The sequence below is a fragment of the Leucobacter holotrichiae genome (assembly GCF_055791005.1).
Genome location: NZ_JBVUAC010000002.1, coordinates 114,107 through 132,655, shown reverse-complemented (window position 1 = coordinate 132,655; position 18,549 = coordinate 114,107). Strand labels below are relative to the sequence as shown.

Annotated in this window: 17 protein-coding genes and 1 tRNA gene; 8 read left to right on the top strand and 10 right to left on the bottom strand. The window is 71.0% G+C overall.

What is annotated here, in order from left to right:
* Positions 1-29: 29 nt before the first annotated feature.
* Positions 30-3,833, top strand: a complete 3,804-nt coding sequence (locus AC0KXF_RS04230) for an AAA family ATPase (protein WP_473107997.1) — start codon at positions 30-32, stop codon at positions 3,831-3,833.
* A 273-nt stretch (positions 3,834-4,106) separates the two neighbouring features.
* Here AC0KXF_RS04230 and AC0KXF_RS04225 read toward each other — a convergent pair whose 3' ends face one another.
* A complete protein-coding gene (locus tag AC0KXF_RS04225; RefSeq protein WP_223044683.1) occupies positions 4,107-4,385 on the bottom strand; it encodes an FmdB family zinc ribbon protein in 279 nt (92 codons plus the stop codon).
* A 100-nt stretch (positions 4,386-4,485) separates the two neighbouring features.
* Complete coding sequence (locus AC0KXF_RS04220) at positions 4,486-5,124, bottom strand: 5-formyltetrahydrofolate cyclo-ligase (RefSeq protein ID WP_473107996.1); 639 nt, start codon at positions 5,122-5,124, stop codon at positions 4,486-4,488.
* A gap of 70 nt (positions 5,125-5,194) precedes the next feature.
* Here AC0KXF_RS04220 and galU point away from each other — a divergent pair, with 70 nt between their 5' ends.
* The 4 genes from galU (at position 5,195) to AC0KXF_RS04200 (ending at position 8,121) form a co-directional block, all read left to right on the top strand.
* The gene (galU, locus tag AC0KXF_RS04215; RefSeq protein WP_473107995.1) at positions 5,195-6,121 is read left to right on the top strand and encodes a UTP--glucose-1-phosphate uridylyltransferase GalU; all 927 of its coding nucleotides are present in this window, start codon (positions 5,195-5,197) and stop codon (positions 6,119-6,121) included.
* Between the two features lie 3 nt (positions 6,122-6,124).
* The gene (locus AC0KXF_RS04210; RefSeq protein ID WP_473107994.1) at positions 6,125-6,748 is read left to right on the top strand and encodes a GNAT family N-acetyltransferase; all 624 of its coding nucleotides are present in this window, start codon (positions 6,125-6,127) and stop codon (positions 6,746-6,748) included.
* A gap of 29 nt (positions 6,749-6,777) precedes the next feature.
* Positions 6,778-7,878, top strand: coding sequence for a hypothetical protein (locus AC0KXF_RS04205; RefSeq protein ID WP_473107993.1), 1,101 nt, complete (start codon positions 6,778-6,780; stop codon positions 7,876-7,878).
* Between the two features lie 167 nt (positions 7,879-8,045).
* Positions 8,046-8,121, top strand: a tRNA-Ala gene (locus tag AC0KXF_RS04200).
* 118 nt (positions 8,122-8,239) lie between these two features.
* Here the strand turns inward: AC0KXF_RS04200 and AC0KXF_RS04195 are convergent.
* The 4 genes from AC0KXF_RS04195 to AC0KXF_RS04180 form a co-directional block, all read right to left on the bottom strand.
* Positions 8,240-8,857 (bottom strand): methylated-DNA--[protein]-cysteine S-methyltransferase, encoded by a 618-nt coding sequence (locus AC0KXF_RS04195; protein ID WP_473107992.1) that lies wholly within the window; start codon positions 8,855-8,857, stop codon positions 8,240-8,242.
* Positions 8,854-9,375, bottom strand: a complete 522-nt coding sequence (locus AC0KXF_RS04190; protein ID WP_473107991.1) for an RNA polymerase sigma factor — start codon at positions 9,373-9,375, stop codon at positions 8,854-8,856. The genes AC0KXF_RS04195 and AC0KXF_RS04190 overlap by 4 nt, the downstream gene beginning before the upstream one ends.
* Before the next feature lie 136 nt (positions 9,376-9,511).
* Positions 9,512-10,702, bottom strand: coding sequence for a MarP family serine protease (locus AC0KXF_RS04185; RefSeq protein ID WP_473107990.1), 1,191 nt, complete (start codon positions 10,700-10,702; stop codon positions 9,512-9,514).
* Positions 10,703-10,754: 52 nt separating this feature from the next.
* Complete coding sequence (locus AC0KXF_RS04180) at positions 10,755-11,369, bottom strand: CBU_0592 family membrane protein (protein ID WP_473107989.1); 615 nt, start codon at positions 11,367-11,369, stop codon at positions 10,755-10,757.
* Between the two features lie 146 nt (positions 11,370-11,515).
* On the opposite strand from AC0KXF_RS04180, the gene AC0KXF_RS04175 reads away from it, so the two are divergent.
* A complete protein-coding gene (locus AC0KXF_RS04175) occupies positions 11,516-12,439 on the top strand; it encodes a LysR family transcriptional regulator (RefSeq protein WP_473107988.1) in 924 nt (307 codons plus the stop codon).
* A gap of 128 nt (positions 12,440-12,567) precedes the next feature.
* On the opposite strand, the gene fdhA is transcribed toward AC0KXF_RS04175, so the two are convergent.
* Positions 12,568-13,785, bottom strand: coding sequence for a formaldehyde dehydrogenase, glutathione-independent (fdhA, locus tag AC0KXF_RS04170; RefSeq protein WP_473107987.1), 1,218 nt, complete (start codon positions 13,783-13,785; stop codon positions 12,568-12,570).
* 130 nt (positions 13,786-13,915) lie between these two features.
* Here fdhA and AC0KXF_RS04165 point away from each other — a divergent pair, with 130 nt between their 5' ends.
* Entirely contained in the window at positions 13,916-15,175 is a 1,260-nt protein-coding gene (locus AC0KXF_RS04165; RefSeq protein ID WP_473107986.1) for a LuxR C-terminal-related transcriptional regulator, read from the top strand.
* A 17-nt stretch (positions 15,176-15,192) separates the two neighbouring features.
* On the opposite strand, the gene AC0KXF_RS04160 is transcribed toward AC0KXF_RS04165, so the two are convergent.
* Genes AC0KXF_RS04160 through AC0KXF_RS04150 form a run of 3 tightly spaced genes read right to left on the bottom strand, consistent with a single transcriptional unit; the run spans position 15,193 to position 17,530 of the window.
* Positions 15,193-15,480, bottom strand: a complete 288-nt coding sequence (locus AC0KXF_RS04160; protein ID WP_473107985.1) for a DUF6457 domain-containing protein — start codon at positions 15,478-15,480, stop codon at positions 15,193-15,195.
* On the bottom strand, positions 15,477-16,193 hold the full coding sequence (gene mobA, locus AC0KXF_RS04155) for a molybdenum cofactor guanylyltransferase (protein ID WP_473107984.1): 717 nt from the start codon (positions 16,191-16,193) through the stop codon (positions 15,477-15,479). Before mobA ends, AC0KXF_RS04160 begins: the two co-directional genes overlap by 4 nt.
* Entirely contained in the window at positions 16,190-17,530 is a 1,341-nt protein-coding gene (locus AC0KXF_RS04150; RefSeq protein ID WP_473107983.1) for a molybdopterin molybdotransferase MoeA, read from the bottom strand. The genes mobA and AC0KXF_RS04150 overlap by 4 nt, the downstream gene beginning before the upstream one ends.
* Positions 17,531-17,680: 150 nt before the next feature.
* Between AC0KXF_RS04150 and fdhD the strand changes: the two genes are divergently transcribed.
* Positions 17,681-18,541: a formate dehydrogenase accessory sulfurtransferase FdhD gene (gene fdhD / locus AC0KXF_RS04145; RefSeq protein WP_473107982.1), complete on the top strand. Its 861-nt coding sequence runs from the start codon at positions 17,681-17,683 to the stop codon at positions 18,539-18,541.
* Positions 18,542-18,549 lie beyond the last annotated feature (8 nt).

Sequence of the window (18,549 nt, the reverse complement as noted above, 5' to 3'; positions counted from 1 at the left end):
TTTTCGGGCTGGCGGCTTAGGGTGGCCGTGTGTGGAGTGTAGATCGGCGACGGCAGAACAGTGCCAATGATCGCGACAGGGATGCGCCGGAAGAGGCGGTCACCGATGTCGTGCTGCCTCAGAACGAAGGCTCCCTCGCGAAGGCGCCCGGTCCTGCGCCCCAGAAGCAGGAGAAGGATCTCGCCGCGCAGCTGGCCGGCCCCGTCTCGCTCGTGGATGCTTACGCCGACGAGCACGCCGAATGGCGGCGCGAACTCGCGCGTATCGGCGGCCGCAACCCGCTGCTGCACTTCGACGACCGCCCCGCCAACCGCATCGAGCTCTCGACCACGCACCCGGGCGGTCTGCCCCAGTTCATCACGGGGAACAAGATCCTGCTGTCGGCCCTGATCCGCGACGACCTCGCGCTGCGCCACGCTCGTGCCGCGGCCGGCCGCGTCACGGACAAGGCCATCGAGATGCGCACGGTGCGCGGCCTCGAGACCGTCAACCTGGGCGTCGGCATCGCCAAGTGGAGTTTCGAGGGCGAGGAATTCTGCGCGCCGATCCTGTTGCGTCCGCTCGCGATCCGCCGTTACGGGCGCGACTTCGAGCTCAAGCTCAAGCAGTTCCCCGTCGTCAACTCCGAGCTGATCCGCGCCCTGCGCGAGCAGTTCGGGATCTCGGTCGACGCCCGCGCCCTCATCGAGCTCTCGCAGTCGGAGGGCGTCTTCAAACCGCAGCCCGTGATCGACCGACTGCGTCAGATGGCCGCGGGCGTGCCGGGCTTCGTCGTGCAGCCGCGACTCGTGGTGTCGTCGTTCCACAACGTCTCGGAGCGCATGGTCGCCGACGCGAAGACGCTCGATTCGCCGATCCTCGAGGCCATCTGCGGCAACGAACCGGCTCGCCGGCGCCTCTCCGAAACGTACCGCCCCGTCAGCCCGACCCCGCCCGACGAGCGCGCGCCCGACACCGACCGCAACCTCTACGACGCCGATGTCGAGCAGGATGACGTGCTGGCGCAGATCGATGCCGGGCACTCCCTCGTGGTGCACACGCTTCCCGGCACCGGCGGCACGCAGACCGTGGTCAACGCCATCGGCAATCTGGTGCGCGCGGGCAAGCGCGTGCTGGTGGTGTCGCCGCGCCGAGCGGCGCTCGACGGTATCACCCACCGCCTTACGCGCGCGGGCCTCGCAGGTCTCGCCGTGACGCCGCGGCGCCTGCGCCGCAACCTGGTCGAGGCGATCAGCCGCAACGAGAACGCGCGCGGCGAGCAGCTGCGCGACGTCGACGAGGCCCTCATCCGTCTGCGGGGAGTGCTGCTCGATTACCAGAAGGCGCTGTCGACGCCCGACGAGCGCTACGGCGTCTCCCCGCTCGACGCCCTGCGCAAGCTCACAGTGCTCGCCCTCGACGAGCGGCCGCCGAGCACGACGGTGCGCCTCGACGATCAGGCCCTGGGGCAGCTCACGCTCGACCGGTCGTCGGTCGCGGAAGCGCTCACCGAGGTGGCCCGGCTCGGCCAGTTCCAGTACGGTCCCGAGGATTCACCGTGGTACGGCGTGAGCTTCAGCACCACCGAGGAGGCGCGCAACGCGTACGGTCTCGCGGTCGATCTCGCCGAGTCGCAGCTGCCCCGGCTCATCTCGATGGCGAACGAGGTCATCGGGCAGACCTCGATGCGCCCCTACGAGACGATCGCCGAGCTGGGCGTGTACCTGCGGCTGCTCATGGGGATCCGCGACACCCTCGACCGCTTCACCCCGGAGGTGTACGACCGCTCGCTCACCGAGGTCATCGCCGCGCACGCGCCGCGCGGCGGCGACGAGATGTCGTCGGCCAACAAGCGCCGGCTGCGCAAGCTCGCCCGCGAGTACGTGCGCCCCGGCGTGCACATCACCGATATGTACTCGAGGCTCGTGCAGATCCAGCAGCAGCGTGTGCTCTGGCAGCGGTACACGACCGTCGTCGGCGCCAGGCCGGAGGTGCCGCTCGGTATCGCCGATGTGGTGGTGGCCTTCCAGGCGGCCTATCAGGATCTCGATGAGCTCGACCGGGTGCTCGGCACCGCGGGCGACGCGGATCGCCTCAAGAATCTGTCGCTCGGCAAGCTCGCTCACCGCGTCTCCGATCTCGCCCGCGAGTCGGAGGTGCTGCAGAACATCCAGGAGCGCACCACGGTCGTGGAGCGCATGCGGGCCGCGCACCTGGAGCCGCTGCTCGACGACCTCTCGGCGCGCCACGTGCCCGCCGAGGACGTCGCCTCGGAACTCGAGCTGGCCTGGTGGCAGTCGGTACTGGAGCGCATGCTGCAGACCAACCAGGCGCTGCTGAGCGCCAACACGAGTGTGATCGAGCGTCTCGAGGCCGACTTCAGGCTCGTCGACGACGCCCACGCCGGTGCGAACGGAGCGCTGCTCGCGAGCTCCCTCGCCGACGCCTGGCGAGTGGCCGTGCTCGACCACAAGGAGGAGGCCCTCGCGCTGCGCGAGGCCCTGCGCAGCGGATACGTGTCGCCCGCGGTGCTCGCCCAGCGCTCACCCAACCTGATGTCGGTGCTCGCTCCTGTCTGGGTCATGTCGCCGTACGAGGTCGCGCAGCTGCCCGACACTATGCGCTTCGATGCGGCGCTGCTCGTCGACGCGGGGGCCACGACGCTCGTCGAGAACCTGGGCGCGATCCGCCGCGCCGACCAGGTGATCGCCTTCGGCGATACCATGACGCAGACCCCGGCGCCGTTCGACATCTCGGTGGGCGGCTCGCTCGACGAGGGCGAGGAGGATCCCGTCGACGTCGACGCCCTGCATCGCAGTTCGGCTTTCGCGCAGCTGAGCGAGGTACTGCCGAAGCTCACCCTGACCCGGAGCTATCGCGCGGGCGGCGAGGATCTCACGAACCTCGTCAACAACCGCTTCTACGACGGTGCGATCCAGACGCTCCCGTGGGCGGGCAGCTTCCTGGGCCACTCGAGTCTGACCTACGAGTTCGTGCCCGGCGGGCAGGGGCTTCCCGACCAGCACACGGGCGCGGTCGAGAGCACCGACGCCGAGGTCGACCGCGTCGTGCAGCTCGTGCTCGAGCACGCGAGCGACCGCCCGCGCGAATCGCTCATGGTGATCACCGCGAGCGAGCGGCACGCGGTGCGCGTCTATCAGGCGGTGCTGCAGGCCTTCTCGAAGTTCCCGCAGTACCGCGAGTTCCTGCTGGGGGAGCGCGCGGAGCCGTTCGCCGTGCTCACTCTCGAGCAGGCGACCGCGCAGAGCCGCGACCGGGTGATCTTCTCGATCGGATACGGGCGCACCCCGCACGGACGGGTGCTGTCGAACTTCGGCGGTCTCGGCCGCCCCGGCGGGGAGCGTCTACTCGCGGTCGCGATGACCCGCGCCCGTCGTGCCATGACGATCGTCAGCTGCTTCAAGCCCGAGCACCTCGACACCGGACGCATCAAGCATGGCGTGGTCGAGCTGGCCGAACTGCTGGCCTTCGAGCATCCGGCGCCCGAACCCCCGGCGCTGCCGGCGGAGCGCGATCCGATGATCGGCGAGCTCGCCGACCGGCTGGAGGCGATGGGGCTCACCGTCGCGATCGATTACCGGGGTGCGATCCCGCTCGCGGCCTCGCTCGGGGATCGTGCGATCGCGATCGATCTCGACCTGGGCGGCGTCGACGGCGGCGACAGTCTGCGCGACACGCTGCGTCTGCGCCCCGCTGTGTTGCGGCGCCTCGGCTGGCACTACCATCGCGTGCACAGTTTCGACCTCTTCGCCGACCCCGACGAGGTCGCGCTGCGGATCGCCCGCATCGTCGGCTACGACGAGGCGGGCGGCTCGGAGGCGGAGCAGGCGTGACCGGGGAGGCCCCGTCGGGCAGTTCGGGATCGCTCCCGGGCGCCCGGGGTGAGGGTTCCGATACGCGTGCGGGTGACGGGATCAACGACGGCGCTGATCGGCGGGCGCGCGTTCCGCGCAGGTCGCGTCGTGCAAGCCTGCCCGCTCCGGCGGGCAGCGATCCCGAACCCTACGACCCGCCCGTCGAGAGGCGCTCAGCGGCCGAGAACGACGCCCGCCTGCTCGGCGATCGCCCGCCTCACTGGGGGTGAGCCCCGGAGCGGGAACGCGAGGTCAGGAGGCGGCTGGAGACTTCGACGGTGCGGAAGACGAGGAACTGCTCGAGGACGCGGATCCCGATCCTGAATCACCCGAGGGCTTCGAGCCGGAGCCGCCCGAGCGCGAGTCGGTGCGGTAGAAGCCCGAACCGTTGAAGGTGACGCCCAGCGAACCGAAGACCTTGCGCAGCTTGCCGCCGCACTCCGGGCACTCGGTCAGCGCATCGTCGGAGAAGGACTGGTAGATGTCGAACGCGTGCTCGCAGGCGGCACAGCGGTAAGCATAGGTAGGCACGAGACATGATTCTACCGCTCGCGCCGGTGACGCACTTCTCCGTCATGCTGCGAGAGGGAGGAGTCGCAGAATCTGCGCCTGCGCCGCGGGTCGGATCGGGTCACCGGGAGAAGGTGCGGATCGCGGAGGGCGTGACCACCCCCTCGACCGGCACATCGTGAGGCTCGCGCGGCAGTGCGGGCAGCACCTCGTGATCGTGCACGACGGCGAAGACGGGCGGCAGTCGATCCGCCGCGGAGAGCATCCGGTCGAAGTAACCCAGCCCCCATCCCAGGCGCGTGCCCCGCAGATCGACCGCGCAGGCCGGTACCAGCATGAGGTCGACCGACGCGATCACGGAAACGGGCACGAGTTCACCCCCCGGCTCGGGGATGCCGTGCCTTCCCGGCACCATCTGCTCACCGTCGAAGCGCCTCCACGCGAGCCTGCTCCCCGGCAGCGAGATCGGCAACAGCACCTCGACGCCCGTGCGATGCGCCCAGGTCAGGAACGCCGAGGTGTCGGGCTCCCCGAGCAGCGACGCGTAGCAGGAGACGGATTCGGCGCCCCGGTCCTGAACCAGCGAGATCAGTCGCTCGGTGAGCGCGACCGCCGCCGCGCGCCGCTTCCGGTCGCTCATGCCCGCTCGTCTGCTGCGCACCTCGTCGCGCACGTGCCGCTTCAGTGCAGCGATGCCCTCCGGCGAGTCGTCGACCCCGGGCGGCGCCTCGATCCAGCCCCCGTCGCGCCCGCTCTCCATACGGGACAGCCTACGACGAACCGGTCCGAGCAGCTTGGAGGCGCTCACGACGCAGACTAGGCTGGTCGCCATGACAGACACTCAGCCCGTTCGTAGTTCGGTGGCCAAGGCGGTCATCCCCGCGGCCGGTCTCGGCACGCGCTTTCTCCCCGCCACGAAGGCGATGCCGAAGGAGATGCTGCCGATCGTAGACAAGCCGGCGATCCAGTACGTCGTCGAGGAGGCCGCCTCGGCGGGCCTGAGCGACGTGCTCATCATCACCGGACGCAACAAGTCGAATATCTCGAACCACTTCGACAGCGTTCCCGAGCTCGAGTACGCGCTCGAGAGGAAGGGCGACGAGGGCAAGCTCGCGAAGGTGCGCGAGTCGAGTGATCTCGCCGAGGTGCACCTGCTGCGCCAGGGCAAGCCGGCGGGCCTCGGCCACGCCGTCGCGTGCGCTCGCCGCCATGTCGGCGACGAATCGTTCGCCGTGCTGCTCGGCGACGACCTCATCGACGACCGCGATCCGCTGCTCGATCGCATGATCGCCGAGCACGACGCCCGGGGGGCGACCGTCATCGCGCTCATGGAGGTGCCCCAGGAGTCGATCCACCTGTACGGCTGCGCAGCGGTCGAACCGACCGAAGATCCCGACGTGGTGCGCGTGACCGGCCTCGTGGAGAAGCCGTCTGCCGAGGAGGCCCCGTCCAATCTCGCGGTGATCGGACGGTATGTGCTGCGGCCCGAGATCTTCGACATCCTCGACGACCTCGAGCCCGGCCGGGGCGGCGAGATCCAGCTCACCGACGCGCTCAATCAGCTCGCGGAGGGCAGGGGAGACGGCCCCGTGTACGGCGTCGTGTTCCGCGGCCGACGCTACGATACCGGCGACCGCGCCGACTGGATCAAGGCGAACGTGCTGCTCGGAGTGGATCACCACGAGCTGGGCGAGGAGATCTCCGACTGGATCATCGACTTCGCCGAGCAACTGCGCGCGCGCCGCTCCGACGGCTGAGGCATGCCCCTCGGCCGCCCGATCGAGGAGCCCGCGCCGCTGCGCGCCGGTCGCGTCGAACTGCGGGTGATCCGCGGCCGCGACGCCGATCCGCTGCGCGCTCTGCTCTCCAGAAACCGGGGGTGGCTGCAGCGCTGGGAGGCGACGCATCCGTCGGGCAGGAGTGTGACGCCGGGAAGCGTCTCGATGAAGCCGACGGTGAAAGCCCTGCGCCGGCAACTGCGGACGGGGTCCGGAGTGCCCTTCGTCGTGATGCTCGACGGTGAGGTCGTGGGGCAGCTGAGCGTTTCGGAGCTGAGCGGCGGAGCGCTGCAGTCGGCGCAGATCGGGTACTGGGTGTCCGAGCACGTGGCCGGTCAGGGGGTGACGCCGATGGCCGTCGCTCTGGCCATCGACTACCTGTTCGCGGAACTCGGGCTGCACCGCGTGGAGATCTGCATCCGCCCCGAGAACGCGGCCTCGCTGCGCGTGGTCGAGAAGCTCGGACTGCGCTACGAGGGCAAACGGGAATCGTACATCCACATCGACGGTGCGTGGCGGGATCATGAGTGCTATGTCGTGACGCGTGAAGAAGCCGACGCCGGGATGCTCACCCGCTTGCGAGATCGCGGCGTGCCGGGAGCGTAGGCGCGCGTCGAGGCCGTACAGTGATGCCCATGACTGGCGGCGGAGTACTCGGAGGCGGCGTGATCTTCGTGGTGGCGGCGCTGCTCTGGGCAGCCGTACTGGTGCCCGCGTGGATGCGCCGCAGGGAGTTCCGCGCGGCCGAGCGGAATGCTGCGAGGCTGCAGCGCACGCTGCGCGTGCTGGCCGAGACGACGGAGGTGCCCCAGGAGATGCGTATCGAAGCGACCGCGCGCGAGGCTCTGGCACAGGAGAAGCTGCTGCGCACCGCGCAGAAGCGGCAGGAAGCCGAACGCGAGGCGCAGCTCGCCGAGGCGCGGGCCGAGCAGGTGCGCGCCGAGATCCGCGCGCAGCAGATGCGTCGCAAGCAGGCTGCGGCGCAGCGCGCGGCGAAGCTGCGCAGGCCCGTGGCGCGCCGTGTTCGCGCGCTCTCGGCGCTCGGCGCCCTGCTCGGACTGGTCGGCGCGCTCGTGGGCGCGGGCCTCGCCGTCGCCGGAAGCGGGGCAGTGCTCCTCGGCTGGAGCGTGCTGGTGTTCGTCACCTCGATGGGCGCCCTCGTGCTGCTCGCGCCGGGCCGGGCGCGCGTGCGGTCGATCGAGGCCGAGCGCGTCGCGATGCAGGAGCGACCCGTCGCCGCGGCGCCGGTCGAGGACGAACCGATCGCGACGGGGGAGACCGAGCGCACGGCAGAGGCGCACGCCGCGGCCCAGCGCGCGGCCGCCGAACGGATCGATCGGGCCCGCGCCATGGCCCGCGCTCGCGCCGAGCGTCCCGTCGTGCGCGAGAACCAGACCGACTCGATCCTGCTGCGGGAGGCCCGAGCACAGGTCGGCGCCGCGCGCGCCGGGGCTGGCAAGGCTGCGGGTCCCGCGCTCTCCGACCCGAGTCGAGCGGCCGGAGCGCCCGCCGATCGGCCTTCGAGCGCTCCGATCCCCGCCAGACCCGCGGCGCCAGCGAACGCGCGGGAAGCCGGAGACGCGCGCCGTGCCGCACGCCGCGCACCCGGCGCCGCCGTGAGCGCGCAGGAGAACGCCGCTCGCGAGCGGCTGCGGCAGATGGGCGTGATCGGCGATACGAGCAGCGGGCTGCCCGACCTCGACGCGGCCCTGCGTCGCCGCCGCAACGCCGGTTGAGGCGGTCGGCGGGTGCTGATCCGAGCGCACTCCAGGCAGGAGATCCCGGTCCAAGCGGAAGCAACCACGGAGAAGCGCCCGCACAGAACAGGATCTCCTCCCTGGAATGGGCGCGGGGCGTCGATTTCACTTCAGGGCGGTGCGGCTGCTAGAGTAGTTCGCTGTCAGGGTCTGTGGCGCAGTTGGTAGCGCGTCTCGTTCGCAATGAGAAGGTCAGGGGTTCGATTCCCCTCAGATCCACCAACGAGAAGCGGGGCCGACCGGTGAGAAATCACCGATCGGCCCCGCTATTTGCGTTCCCGGCGGGCGCTCCCGGAGTCGACCTCGGTTCTTCGATGAGAAGGTCACGCGGGGCAGACTGTCATGATCCGCCCCTCTCCAGTTCGAGCAGGGCCGTCTTGGCATCGAGGCCCCCGATGTAGCCGCCGAGCGATCCGTCGGTGCGCAGCACCCGGTGGCACGGCACCACCACCGGCAGCGGGTTCGTGGCGCAGGCGCTGCCGACCGCGCGCACGGCCTTCGGGCTGCCGACCATCTCGGCCATCTCCTTGTAGCTGCGGGTCTGGCCGTAACCGATCTCGGGCAGATGCCGTTGCACCAGTTGACGGAACCCCCTCGACAGCGAGAAGTCGAGCGGCAGGTCGAAAGCCTCGCGCCGGTGCGCGAAGTACTCGTCGAGCTCGCGCGCGGCGGTGTCGAGCTGCGCGGGGGAGCGCAGGATGCGCGGGCCGACCTTCATCGCCAGGGTCTCGAGCACCCGGTCGTGATCCTCGTTCGCGAAGGCGACCCGGATCAGCCCCTTCGGCGTCGATGCCAGCAGCAGCTCGCCGACCGGGCTGTCGACGATCCGATAGGCGACCTCGACGAGACCTTCGGCCTGCGCCGCGGCCTCCAAGCGACGGTGCAGGTCCTCGAGCTTCGCGGGGTCGACGGGCGCTGCGGGGGCGGTGAGAGCGTCATCGTTTCGGGTGTCGGTCATGATCGTGCTCCTTTCACGGCGCGGCCCGGGTAGGTTCTTCGCAGGGTCTTGAGTCCGTCGGCGGCGGCTCTTCTGGCGGCGTCGACGGTGCCGCCGAGGATCGTCGCGATCTCCGCGTGAGACATGCCGACGAGGTATCGGAGGGTGATCGAGAGCCGCTGCTTCTCGGGCAGCCGGCCGACAGCCTCCCAGAGATGGGTGTCGCTCGCGCCGGGGATCCCGAGGGCCGTCGGGGCCTCGGGCAGATCCTCGACCGGCAGGGGGTTGCGCTTCGCGGCACGGTGCACGTCGATCGATTTGCGGCGGGCGATGGTCACCAGCCAGGCCTCGACATTCGCCGTGTCCGAGAGTTCGGGGTAGGCGCGCATCGCGGCGAGGAAGGTCTCCGACCAGGCGTCGTCGGCGTCATGGATCCCGAGCAGGGATCGGCAGACGCGGAGGACGGTGATGCCGTGATCGGCGACCACGGTCTCGAACGGGGCTTTCATATCGATCCAGTCATGTTCATCCCATCGCATACGCTTCCATCTCGTCTGCTGCGAGATCCGGCGTCAGCGCTCGTGCTCTCTGTACCGTGAAGACGTCGGCGAGCCCCGAAACGTGAGATCGGCGTCCGGCGCGGCTTCGGTCGTCGGTACCCCGCGCGCGGGGAGGCTATCTGACGCACTGCCCGGAGGATACGGGTGCGGGATCGGCGGAGCCGTCGACCGACGCGAGCACGGGCAGCAGCTCGGCGAGCGTCATGGCGTAGCCCACCTCCGCGCGCGCCGTGTCGCGGGCGAACACCACCCCGGCGACGGCGCCCTCCTCCGTGAGCAGCGGCCCGCCGGAGTTGCCGGGCTGCACGTCGGCGTCGAGCGTGTGCACGGACCGGGGCGATCCGCCCGTCCCGTAGATGTCGGGGACGGAGATCGTGCCGGTCGCGAGCACTCCCGCCGGCACCGTGCTGAACGGCCCGCCGTGCGGGTAGCCCTGCACCGCGCCGACTCCTCCTGGCGCGAGGGCGTCATCGAGGGGCAGGGGAGCCGCGTCGACGTCGACGGCGATGACCGCGAGGTCGTCGACGGGGTCGAAGTACACGATGCGTCCGTCGCGCGCGGGCTCTCCGGGCAGTTCGACCAGCGGCGTCTCGATGCCGGCGACCACGTGGGCGTTGGTGACGACGCGATCCTCGGCCACGACGAAACCGCTGCCGGTCGGGATGGTGCCGCAGCCGTAGGCGACCCCCGAGACGCGCGCCACCGATGCCGCTGCGGCGGAGAGCGCCGGATCATCGGTGTCGATCTGCGCGGGATCGGGCGCCGCGAGCACGAGGTTGCCGTCGATCAGCCCGTCGATCGTCGGCAGTACGGTGTCGCCGAGCACCGCCGAGTGCAGCCGGGCCATGACGGCGACGAGCGGATCCGGAGTCACCCGGTCGATGTACCGCAGCACGGACGACGAGGCCGCGGCCGCGGAGACCCCCGGGATACCGGAGGCGGCGACGCCCGCCCCGATCAGCGAGACCGAGGTCACGGCCGCAACCAGGCCGAGCGCGCCTCCGAGCAGCCGCTCCAGAGGCTTGAGCCTGATGCGATCGGCTCCGCGGCGCACGATCCCGCCGATGCCCGCGCCGATCGAGGCGCCCAGCACGAGCAGCAGCACCGCGGAGGCGATCACGGCAGGGCTGCGCCAGCCGGCCTCGGGCAGCTCCCGGGCGATGAGCGGCAGCACCCAGGGGGAGGCGGCCGCGCCCGCGAGAAGCCCGCAGAACATGCCGAGCGCCGAGAAGAAACCCGCTCGGAACCCCGCTACCAGGCCCACGAGCAGCAGGAGCAGGATGATGACATCTGCGATCCCGAGCATCGGCCCCTCTCACGAACGTGCGGCGCCGGGTCGGCGCGCTTCGGCGCTGAGCTTACATCACGGGAATGGGATGGGGCCGGGTCGGTTCGGGATCGGCCCCGGCAGCTCCCGAAGCATCGGGCCCCGAAGCATCGGCCTCCGCGGCATCGGTCTCCTCTGCTGCAGTCTCCTCCGTTCGCAGCCAGGGCAGGCTGATCGGGATGGTGTCGAAGGCCGAGGGGTCCTCGGGCTCGACGTGGCGGGAGGGATCGAGCCAGGGCAGGCTGATCGCGAGGGCGTCGGTGACGCTCGGGGTCCACGCGCCAGGGGTGACATCAGTCGGCTCCTCCTGCTGGGCGTCAGCGGAGGAAGCGGCAGGCGCGGCGGAAGCAGCGGTGAGGGAAGCCGCTGGATCGCCCGGCGCGGTCAGGCGCATCCTCGCCCAGCGGCTCCGCAGCGCGCACAGCACACCGTGGGCGCCGATGACTCCCCACACCAGATTCGACGCGACCGCTGGCCACGCGCCGTACATCAGCGCGCCGCCCGCCGCCATGAACCCGCCGATCGCGTTGAGGGAGGCGTAGCGGATAGCGGTGGGCGAGGCCCAGCCGCGCCAGATCATGAGGTAGGCGGAGAAGGTGCCTGCGGTGCCGAGCCACCCGAGTGTGGCTCCGACGAAGTCTTCCAACGGTGTTCCTTGTGCGTTTCGATGCGGGCACGGTTAACGCGGATCGGAAGCGGAGCTTCCCGAGCGTCGAATAGCACCATTCTGCGCCTCGAGAATGGTTCAGCACAATCGAATAAATAAGAATCGGGCATTTAGAATAAGTGAATATGAGGATCAACGTCGCGCGCCTGCAGTACTTCCTCCAGATCTCGCGCAGCGGGGGTGTGCTGGCGGCGGCCGATGTGCTGGGGCTGACGCCCTCCGCGGTATCGCAGCAGCTCGCGAGACTCGAGGCGGAAGTGGGCGTTCCGCTGGTCGAGCGCAGCCCCCGCGGCATCGTGCCGACCGCCGCCGGCCGCGAACTGATCGAGCTCGCGGAGAACGTTGAGCGAGAGGTCAACGAGGCGGCCCTGCGGGTCGGCGCGGTGAGCGACCTGCCGAGCGGGCGCGTGCGCTTCGGGGCGTTCCAGAGCTTCATCGGCGGCCTGCTCGCGCCGTCGCTTCCGCAGTGGCGGAGCGAGCTCTCGGGTGTCGATCTGCTCGTGGTCGAAGCCGAGCAGACCGAGTTGCTGCGCGCGCTCCGCACGGCGGACCTCGATCTCATCGCAACGGAGTTCGACGAGTCCGTCGATCCGGCCCCGCTCGGACCGGGTGTGCGGGAGGCCCCGCTGCTCGACGATCCGTGGGTGTTGGTCGCCCCCGCGGGCACCCAGGCCGCGATGGGTGTGGTGGAACTCGAGAATCTGCGGCTCCCGTGGCTCGAGGTCGACGCCGGGGCAGGTGCATCGCACGCGGTGCGACGGGTGCGACGGAGCCTTCGCAACTCGGTCACCGCCCCGCACCGGTACAAGAACCATCAGACCGCGCTCGCGCTCGTCGCCGCCGGAGAGGGCGTCACTCTCATGCCGCAGCTCGCGCTGCGCGAGCAGACTCTGAACGGCGTCGAGGTGCACGAGGCGCCCGGGCTCGGGGTGCGCCGCATCGCGCTGCGCTACCGGGCGGGGCGCAAGCCGAACCCCGCCGTTGCGGCGGCCGTCGACTTCCTGCGCTCGCTCGCGGCTTCGGGGGAGCAGCCGGACCAGACGGCGTAGCCGAGTCGATGCTCGCCCGGGCGAGCGACGCAGTGCCTGCGCTCGAAAACGCGGAGTCCCGATCTGCCGCTTCGCCCGAGGGGGAGGCAGCAGATCGGGACTCCGCGTTCACGTCGTCGCCGCGGTGACTACGACTTGATGTAGCCGTTCGGGTTCAGCACGTACTTCTTGGCCGCGCCCTGATCGAACTCGGCGTAGCCGCGCGGGGCGTCCTCGAGCGAGATCGGTGTCGCGTTGACCGCCTTCGCGATCTGCACCTTGTCGTGCAGGATCGCCTGCATGAGCTGGCGGTTGTACTTCATCACCGGGCACTGACCCGTGGTGAACGACAGCGACTTCGCCCATCCGAGACCGAGCCGGATCGACAGCGATCCCACCTTCGCGGCCTCGTCAATGCCGCCCGGGTCACCGGTCACGTAGAGGCCCGGGATGCCCAGGGCGCCGCCCGCCTCCGTGATGTCCATCAACGAGTTGAGCACGGTCGCGGGCGCCTCGTGACTCGCGTCGGATCCGTGGCCGCGCGCTTCGAAGCCGACGGCGTCGACTCCGCACTCGACCTCGGGCACCCCGAGGATCTGCTCGATCTGATCACGCGGGTCGCCCTTCGATACGTCGACGGTCTCGCAGCCGATCGAGCGTGTCTGCGCGAGGCGATCCTCATTGAGATCCCCGACGATCACCACACCCGCGCCCAGCAGCTGCGCGCCGACCGCGGCGGCGATGCCGACCGGGCCGGCTCCCGCGACGTACACCGTCGAACCGGGTTTCACGCCGGCGCTGTAGGCGCCGTGGAAGCCGGTGGGGAAGATATCTGAGAGCATCGTGAGATCGAGGATCTTCTCGAGCGCCTGGTCGCGGTCCGGGAACTTCAGCAGGTTCCAGTCCGCATAGGGCACGAGCACGTACTCCGCCTGACCGCCGACCCATCCGCCCATGTCGACGTAGCCGTAGGCGCTGCCCGGCCGGTCGGGGTTGACGTTCAGACAGATGCCGGTCTTGCCCTCCTTGCAGTTGCGGCAGCGACCGCAGGCGATGTTAAACGGCACGGAGACGATGTCGCCGACCTTGATGAACTCGACGTCGGGGCCGACCTCCACGACCTCGCCGGTGATCTCGTGGCCGAGCACGAGCCCCTCGGGAGCGGTGGTGCGCCCGCGCACCATGTGCTGGTCGGAGCCGCAGATGTTGGTCGCGACGGTGCGCAGGATGGCGCCGTGCGGCACCTTGCGACCGACGTTCGCCGGGTTGACGCCCGGCCCGTCCTTCAGCTCGAACTCCGGATAGTCGGTGTCGATGACCTCGACGACCCCTGGGCCCTTGTACGCAACAGCTTTGTTACCTGACATCAGCGTCCTTTCTTTCGGAGGTCGACGGTGACCTGTCCCCAGCCTCGCGTGCTCCCGGGAGGCTCACAACTGTTCGCGAGGATGAGGGGAGCCATACCTTCGGGTAGGCATTCGAGACTATGCTCGTGTCATGTGTAGTGAAGTCTCCCGCGAGGCCCTGCTCCGGGGCCTCTCGGATGTGCTCGCCTCGCCTCTCCGACTCATGCTTCCCGCCCTCTCGGAGCTGATCTCTCCGCTGGTGCCGCACACCGGCCTCGTGATGCTCGCGGCCGATGTCGGAGGCGGGCGAGTACAGGGAGCCGGTGACCCGGTGTTCGTGCGGCGGATGCGGGGTCTCGAGCTGGAACGCCTGCGGAAGCAGCTCGAAGCCTCCGGCGGGGTGCGGAGCGAGACGCTGGAGATCGCGGGCTCGGAGCACCGGACGCTGCAGCTGCTGTCGCGCAACGGTGCCCTGCTGGTAGTCGCCGGTCCGGGCAGCGGAGCTGAGGCGCAGGCGCAGCTGCTGCTCGCCGTCTGGGACATCGTGGCGCAGCACGTGCAGGAGCGGGCCGACGAGGCGAAACCCGACTACCTGCAGCACGCTCGGGTGATCGCGGGGACGCGGCTGAAGGCGTTGACAGAGCTCGAGGACGAGTACGCCGCGGCCATGGAGTCGGTGCTCGCGGCGCTGCGCTCGAAGCGGCTCAACGACGCGCAGGCCCGGGCCGAAGCCCTCAGCCGCGCCGTCGCGGCGCTCTCCAGGATGTCGAGCGCCGTCGAGCAGGTGCGCACCCTGACCGAGGAATCGGTGACCGTCTCGTTCGAGCGCCTGAAGGAGGACCTGCGGGCGATCTCGCGCTACTCGCCGGTCAAGCTGCAGTTCGCGGATCCGCCCGCCGACGGGCGGCCGCTGCCGGGCGAGGTGTCGCTCGGCGCCCGCGCCCTCGTGTATCGTGCCGTGCTCACCCTCGTGGAGGGGGAGGAGGTGAACCACATCCGCGTCCACTGGGACTGCGACGGCACCAACCTGCTCATCCGCATGCAGGACGACGGGCCCGGGTCGGCCGCGGCGGCGAAGACGCTGCTGGGCAAGCTCAGGGAGCGGATCTGGTCGCTGAACGGCACCGTGACCGTCGACACGACGCCCGGCTGGGGCACGCGGATCAATGTCACGCTGCCGCTCGATCCGCCCCGCACGCACCCGGCCTCCTCGGCCATGGCGGGCATGCGTCCCCGCGAAGTGCAGGTCGCGGCGCTCATGGTGGCGGGCTATCGCAACCGCGCCATCGCCGACGAGCTGCGGATCAGCGAGAACACGGTCAAGTTCCACGTCTCGCGCATCCTGCGCCAGTTGGGAGCGGACTCGCGGGCCGAGGCCATCGCCGTGCTCACCGCGGGGCAGCGGGGCTAGTCGACGGGCCGGGCGGATCAGCCGGAGTTCTCGCGCCAGCCCTCGGCGAGCGTCGTGATCGCCGCGGCCCGCTCGGCGAGCGCCGCGGCGGCATCGCCGCCTTCGGTCGCCGTGCGGCCCACGGCGACGCCGAGCAGGAACGTGCTGAGCGGTGCGGCCGGGCGGGCGACCTCGTGCGCTACGTCACGGGCCACGTTCAGCACCGTCGCGATGTCGACGGAGCCCGGATCGAGGCCGAGCTCGGCGGCCGCCGCCGCGAGCCAGTCGTCGAGGGCCTCGGGTGGCAGGTGGCGGGAGTTGCTCATGGTCGCTCCTTCGCTGCGGCACGCCTGGCGCGCGCGAGATCTTCCGGGGTGTCGATGTCGGCGATCGTATCGCTCGGGGCGGGGAGCGGGACCAGCCGGGCCTCGGAGAAGGCGAGCCGCAGCGGTCGGTCGGCGAGGGGGCCGGCGGCTGCGAGGCCGGCGCGCAAGGACGAGGTGCGGTAGATCCCGGCGAGCCACTGGGGGCGGCCGTCGAGATCCTCGAGCAGCACGCCGTCCCAGCGCTCGCCGCCGGGCCGGTCGTTGCCCCGGGCATCGTCGCGCAGTGCGTTATCGCGCCGGCCTCCGCTCGGCTCGTCATCGAGTAGCGTGCCGTCGCGCGGCAACCGCGCGAACTCGGCGGCGAGCGCATCGCACACCGCCGCCGGGTGCTCGAGGTCGCAGGCGAGCAGCAGCACCCACTCGGAGGCGCAGGTCTCCGCCGCGAAGCGGGTGTCGAGCGCGTCGAGACCCTCGGCGAGCGCCGCGAGCGGGCCGGAGAACGGCGGATCCTCCCGCACGGAGATGATGCCGGGCGCCGCAGCGCTCGGTGAGCCGACCACGACGATGCGCTCGGTCCCGATCCCCCGCGCCGCGTCGACGACGCGGTCGAGGAGTCGCTCGTCGCGCAGCAGCAGAGCGCCCTTGTCGACGCCGCCCAGGCGGCTTCCTCTCCCGCCGGCCAGCACGATCGCGTCGAGGAGTGCCCGGTTCATCGCGGCCCCACCATGAGGAGGCCGACGGGGTCGCCCGCGGCGATGTCCCCGCGATCCTCGTCCACCACGGCGTACGCCTGCACTGCGCCGTGCCCGCCGACGGCGTGGGAGACTCCGCGGGGGTCGACGGCGGGACGGCACAGGAGCGCCGGCGGCACCGTGGCGTCGCGGTCGTCGCCCGGCGCACCGGGGTCTCCGGGGTCATCGGCGGCGTTCGCTCCCGCATCGAGCGTCACGGGCATGAGCTGCAGACGCTCCCGAGCCCCGCGCCACCCGACCGCCGCCACCGCAGGGATCAGCCGGGGGAGCGGATCGGCGCGCCCCTGCCAGGCGAGCAGCGCCGGGCGCACGAACACCTCGAAGCTCGTGGCCGCGCTCACGGGGTTTCCCGGCAGGGCGAACAGCCAAGCGCCTGAGGAGAGGCGGCCGGCGCACTGCGGCTGACCGGGGCGGATCGCGACCCTCGCGGCGCGCACGCCGGGCTCCGACCGCACCGCGAGGCGCACCACATCGTGGCTGCCGGGCCCGACACCGCCAGTGGTGATGATCGCGTCGCAGTCGCGCGCGAGGTCGCGGAGCTGCTCACGCACGGCGTCCGCGTCGTCGGGGCACCGCCGCACCGCGACCGGCTCGATACCGCTCTCGCGCAGCAGTCCTGCGACGAGCAGCGAGTTCGACTCGACGATCTGACCCCGGGCGAGCGGTGCACCGGGCGGGCGCAGCTCGGCACCCGTCACGAGTACGGCGACCCGGGGGACCTCGCTCACCCGAACCTCGGCCACGCCGGCGGCGGCGAGTGCCGAGAGCCGCGCCGCAGTGAGCGCGTCACCCCCGCGGGCGACCGGCGATCCCGCGCTCAGGTCCTCGCCCCGGCGACGGATGTTCGCCCCCGCCCGCACCGGCGCGTCGAGCCGGATCTCGGTGCGACCCCAGAGCTCGGTCTCATGCGCGGTGCCGGTCGCTTCGATCAGATCGGCCTCCGGCCCCGAGACGAGCTCGACGGGGACGACCGCGTCGGCATCGGAGGGAACGGGGGCTCCAGTCATGATCCGCACGGCGGTGCCCGGAGCGACAGCCGGATCGGCGGCGCTCCCCGCGAGCACCTCGCCCGTCACGGCGAGCCCGACCGGCTGCTGCGGTGTCGCGCCGGCGGTGTCGGAGGCGCGCAGCGCGTAGCCGTCCATCGCGGAGTTGTCCCAGAGCGGCAGATCGTGGGCGGATCGCACGTCCTCGATGAGCGTGCGCCCGTGAGCCCGCTCGACGGGGAGCACGACTGTGCCGAGGCGCCCGATGCCGGCGAGGATCCACTCCCGCCACTCCGCAGCCGACACACGCATGGGGCTGATCCTACCCGCCGCCCGCCGCGGGGGCGCGGAGTCTCAAACTGCTGTTTCCGGCCTTGAGGTGCCAGCAGTTCGGGACTCCGCGTTTCGGAATCCGTGCGGGCGGAGTCCGTGAGGGCGAAGGCCGTGGGGTTCAATGGAGGTATGTCACGCATCGCCGCCCGCCGCCGAGTCACCCGCGTCACCGTCGGCCAGGCCCCGCGCCGCCGCGCCGACTTCCTCGCGGTCGAGGAGCCGCTCGAGATCAGGGTCGGCGGCCGAGCCCTCACGGTCACCATGCGCACGCCGGGCAGCGACGTCGAGCTCGCCGCCGGCTTCCTGGTCTCCGAGGGGGTGATCCACCGATCCGAACACCTCGCCGCGGCGATTCACTGCGCCGCCGACGGCGAGGAGAACACCTACAACGTGCTCGATATCGCGCTCGCGCCCGGGGTCGCGCCGCCCGATCCGAGCGTCGAGCGCAACTTCTACACCACGAGCTCGTGCGGGGTGTGCGGCAAGGCGAGCATCGACGCGGTCTCGACGGTCTCGCGCTACCGGGTGGACGAGGATCCGCTGCGGCTCGATCCCGACCTGGTCGCCGGGTTCCCCGATGCGCTGCGAGCGGGGCAGGCCGTATTCGAGCGCACCGGGGGATTGCACGCGGCAGCGCTGTTCGACGGCGCCACGGGGGAGATGCTGGTGCTGCGCGAGGACGTCGGCCGGCACAACGCCGTCGACAAGGTCGTCGGTTGGGCGCTGCAGCACGATCGCCTCCCGGCTCGGGGCTGCGTGCTCATGGTGTCGGGGCGGGCGAGTTTCGAGCTCACGCAGAAGGCGCTCATGGCCGGGATTCCGATGCTCGCTGCCGTCTCGGCGCCGTCGTCGCTCGCGGCGGAGCTCGCCGCCGAGGCGGGCCTCACCCTCGTGGGGTTCCTGCGCGGGCCGTCGATGGTGGTCTACAGCCGTGAGGATCGTCTGGATCTGGGGTCCTCGGCCCTGGATGACCCCTCGCGCTTCGGCTAGGGTTGGGG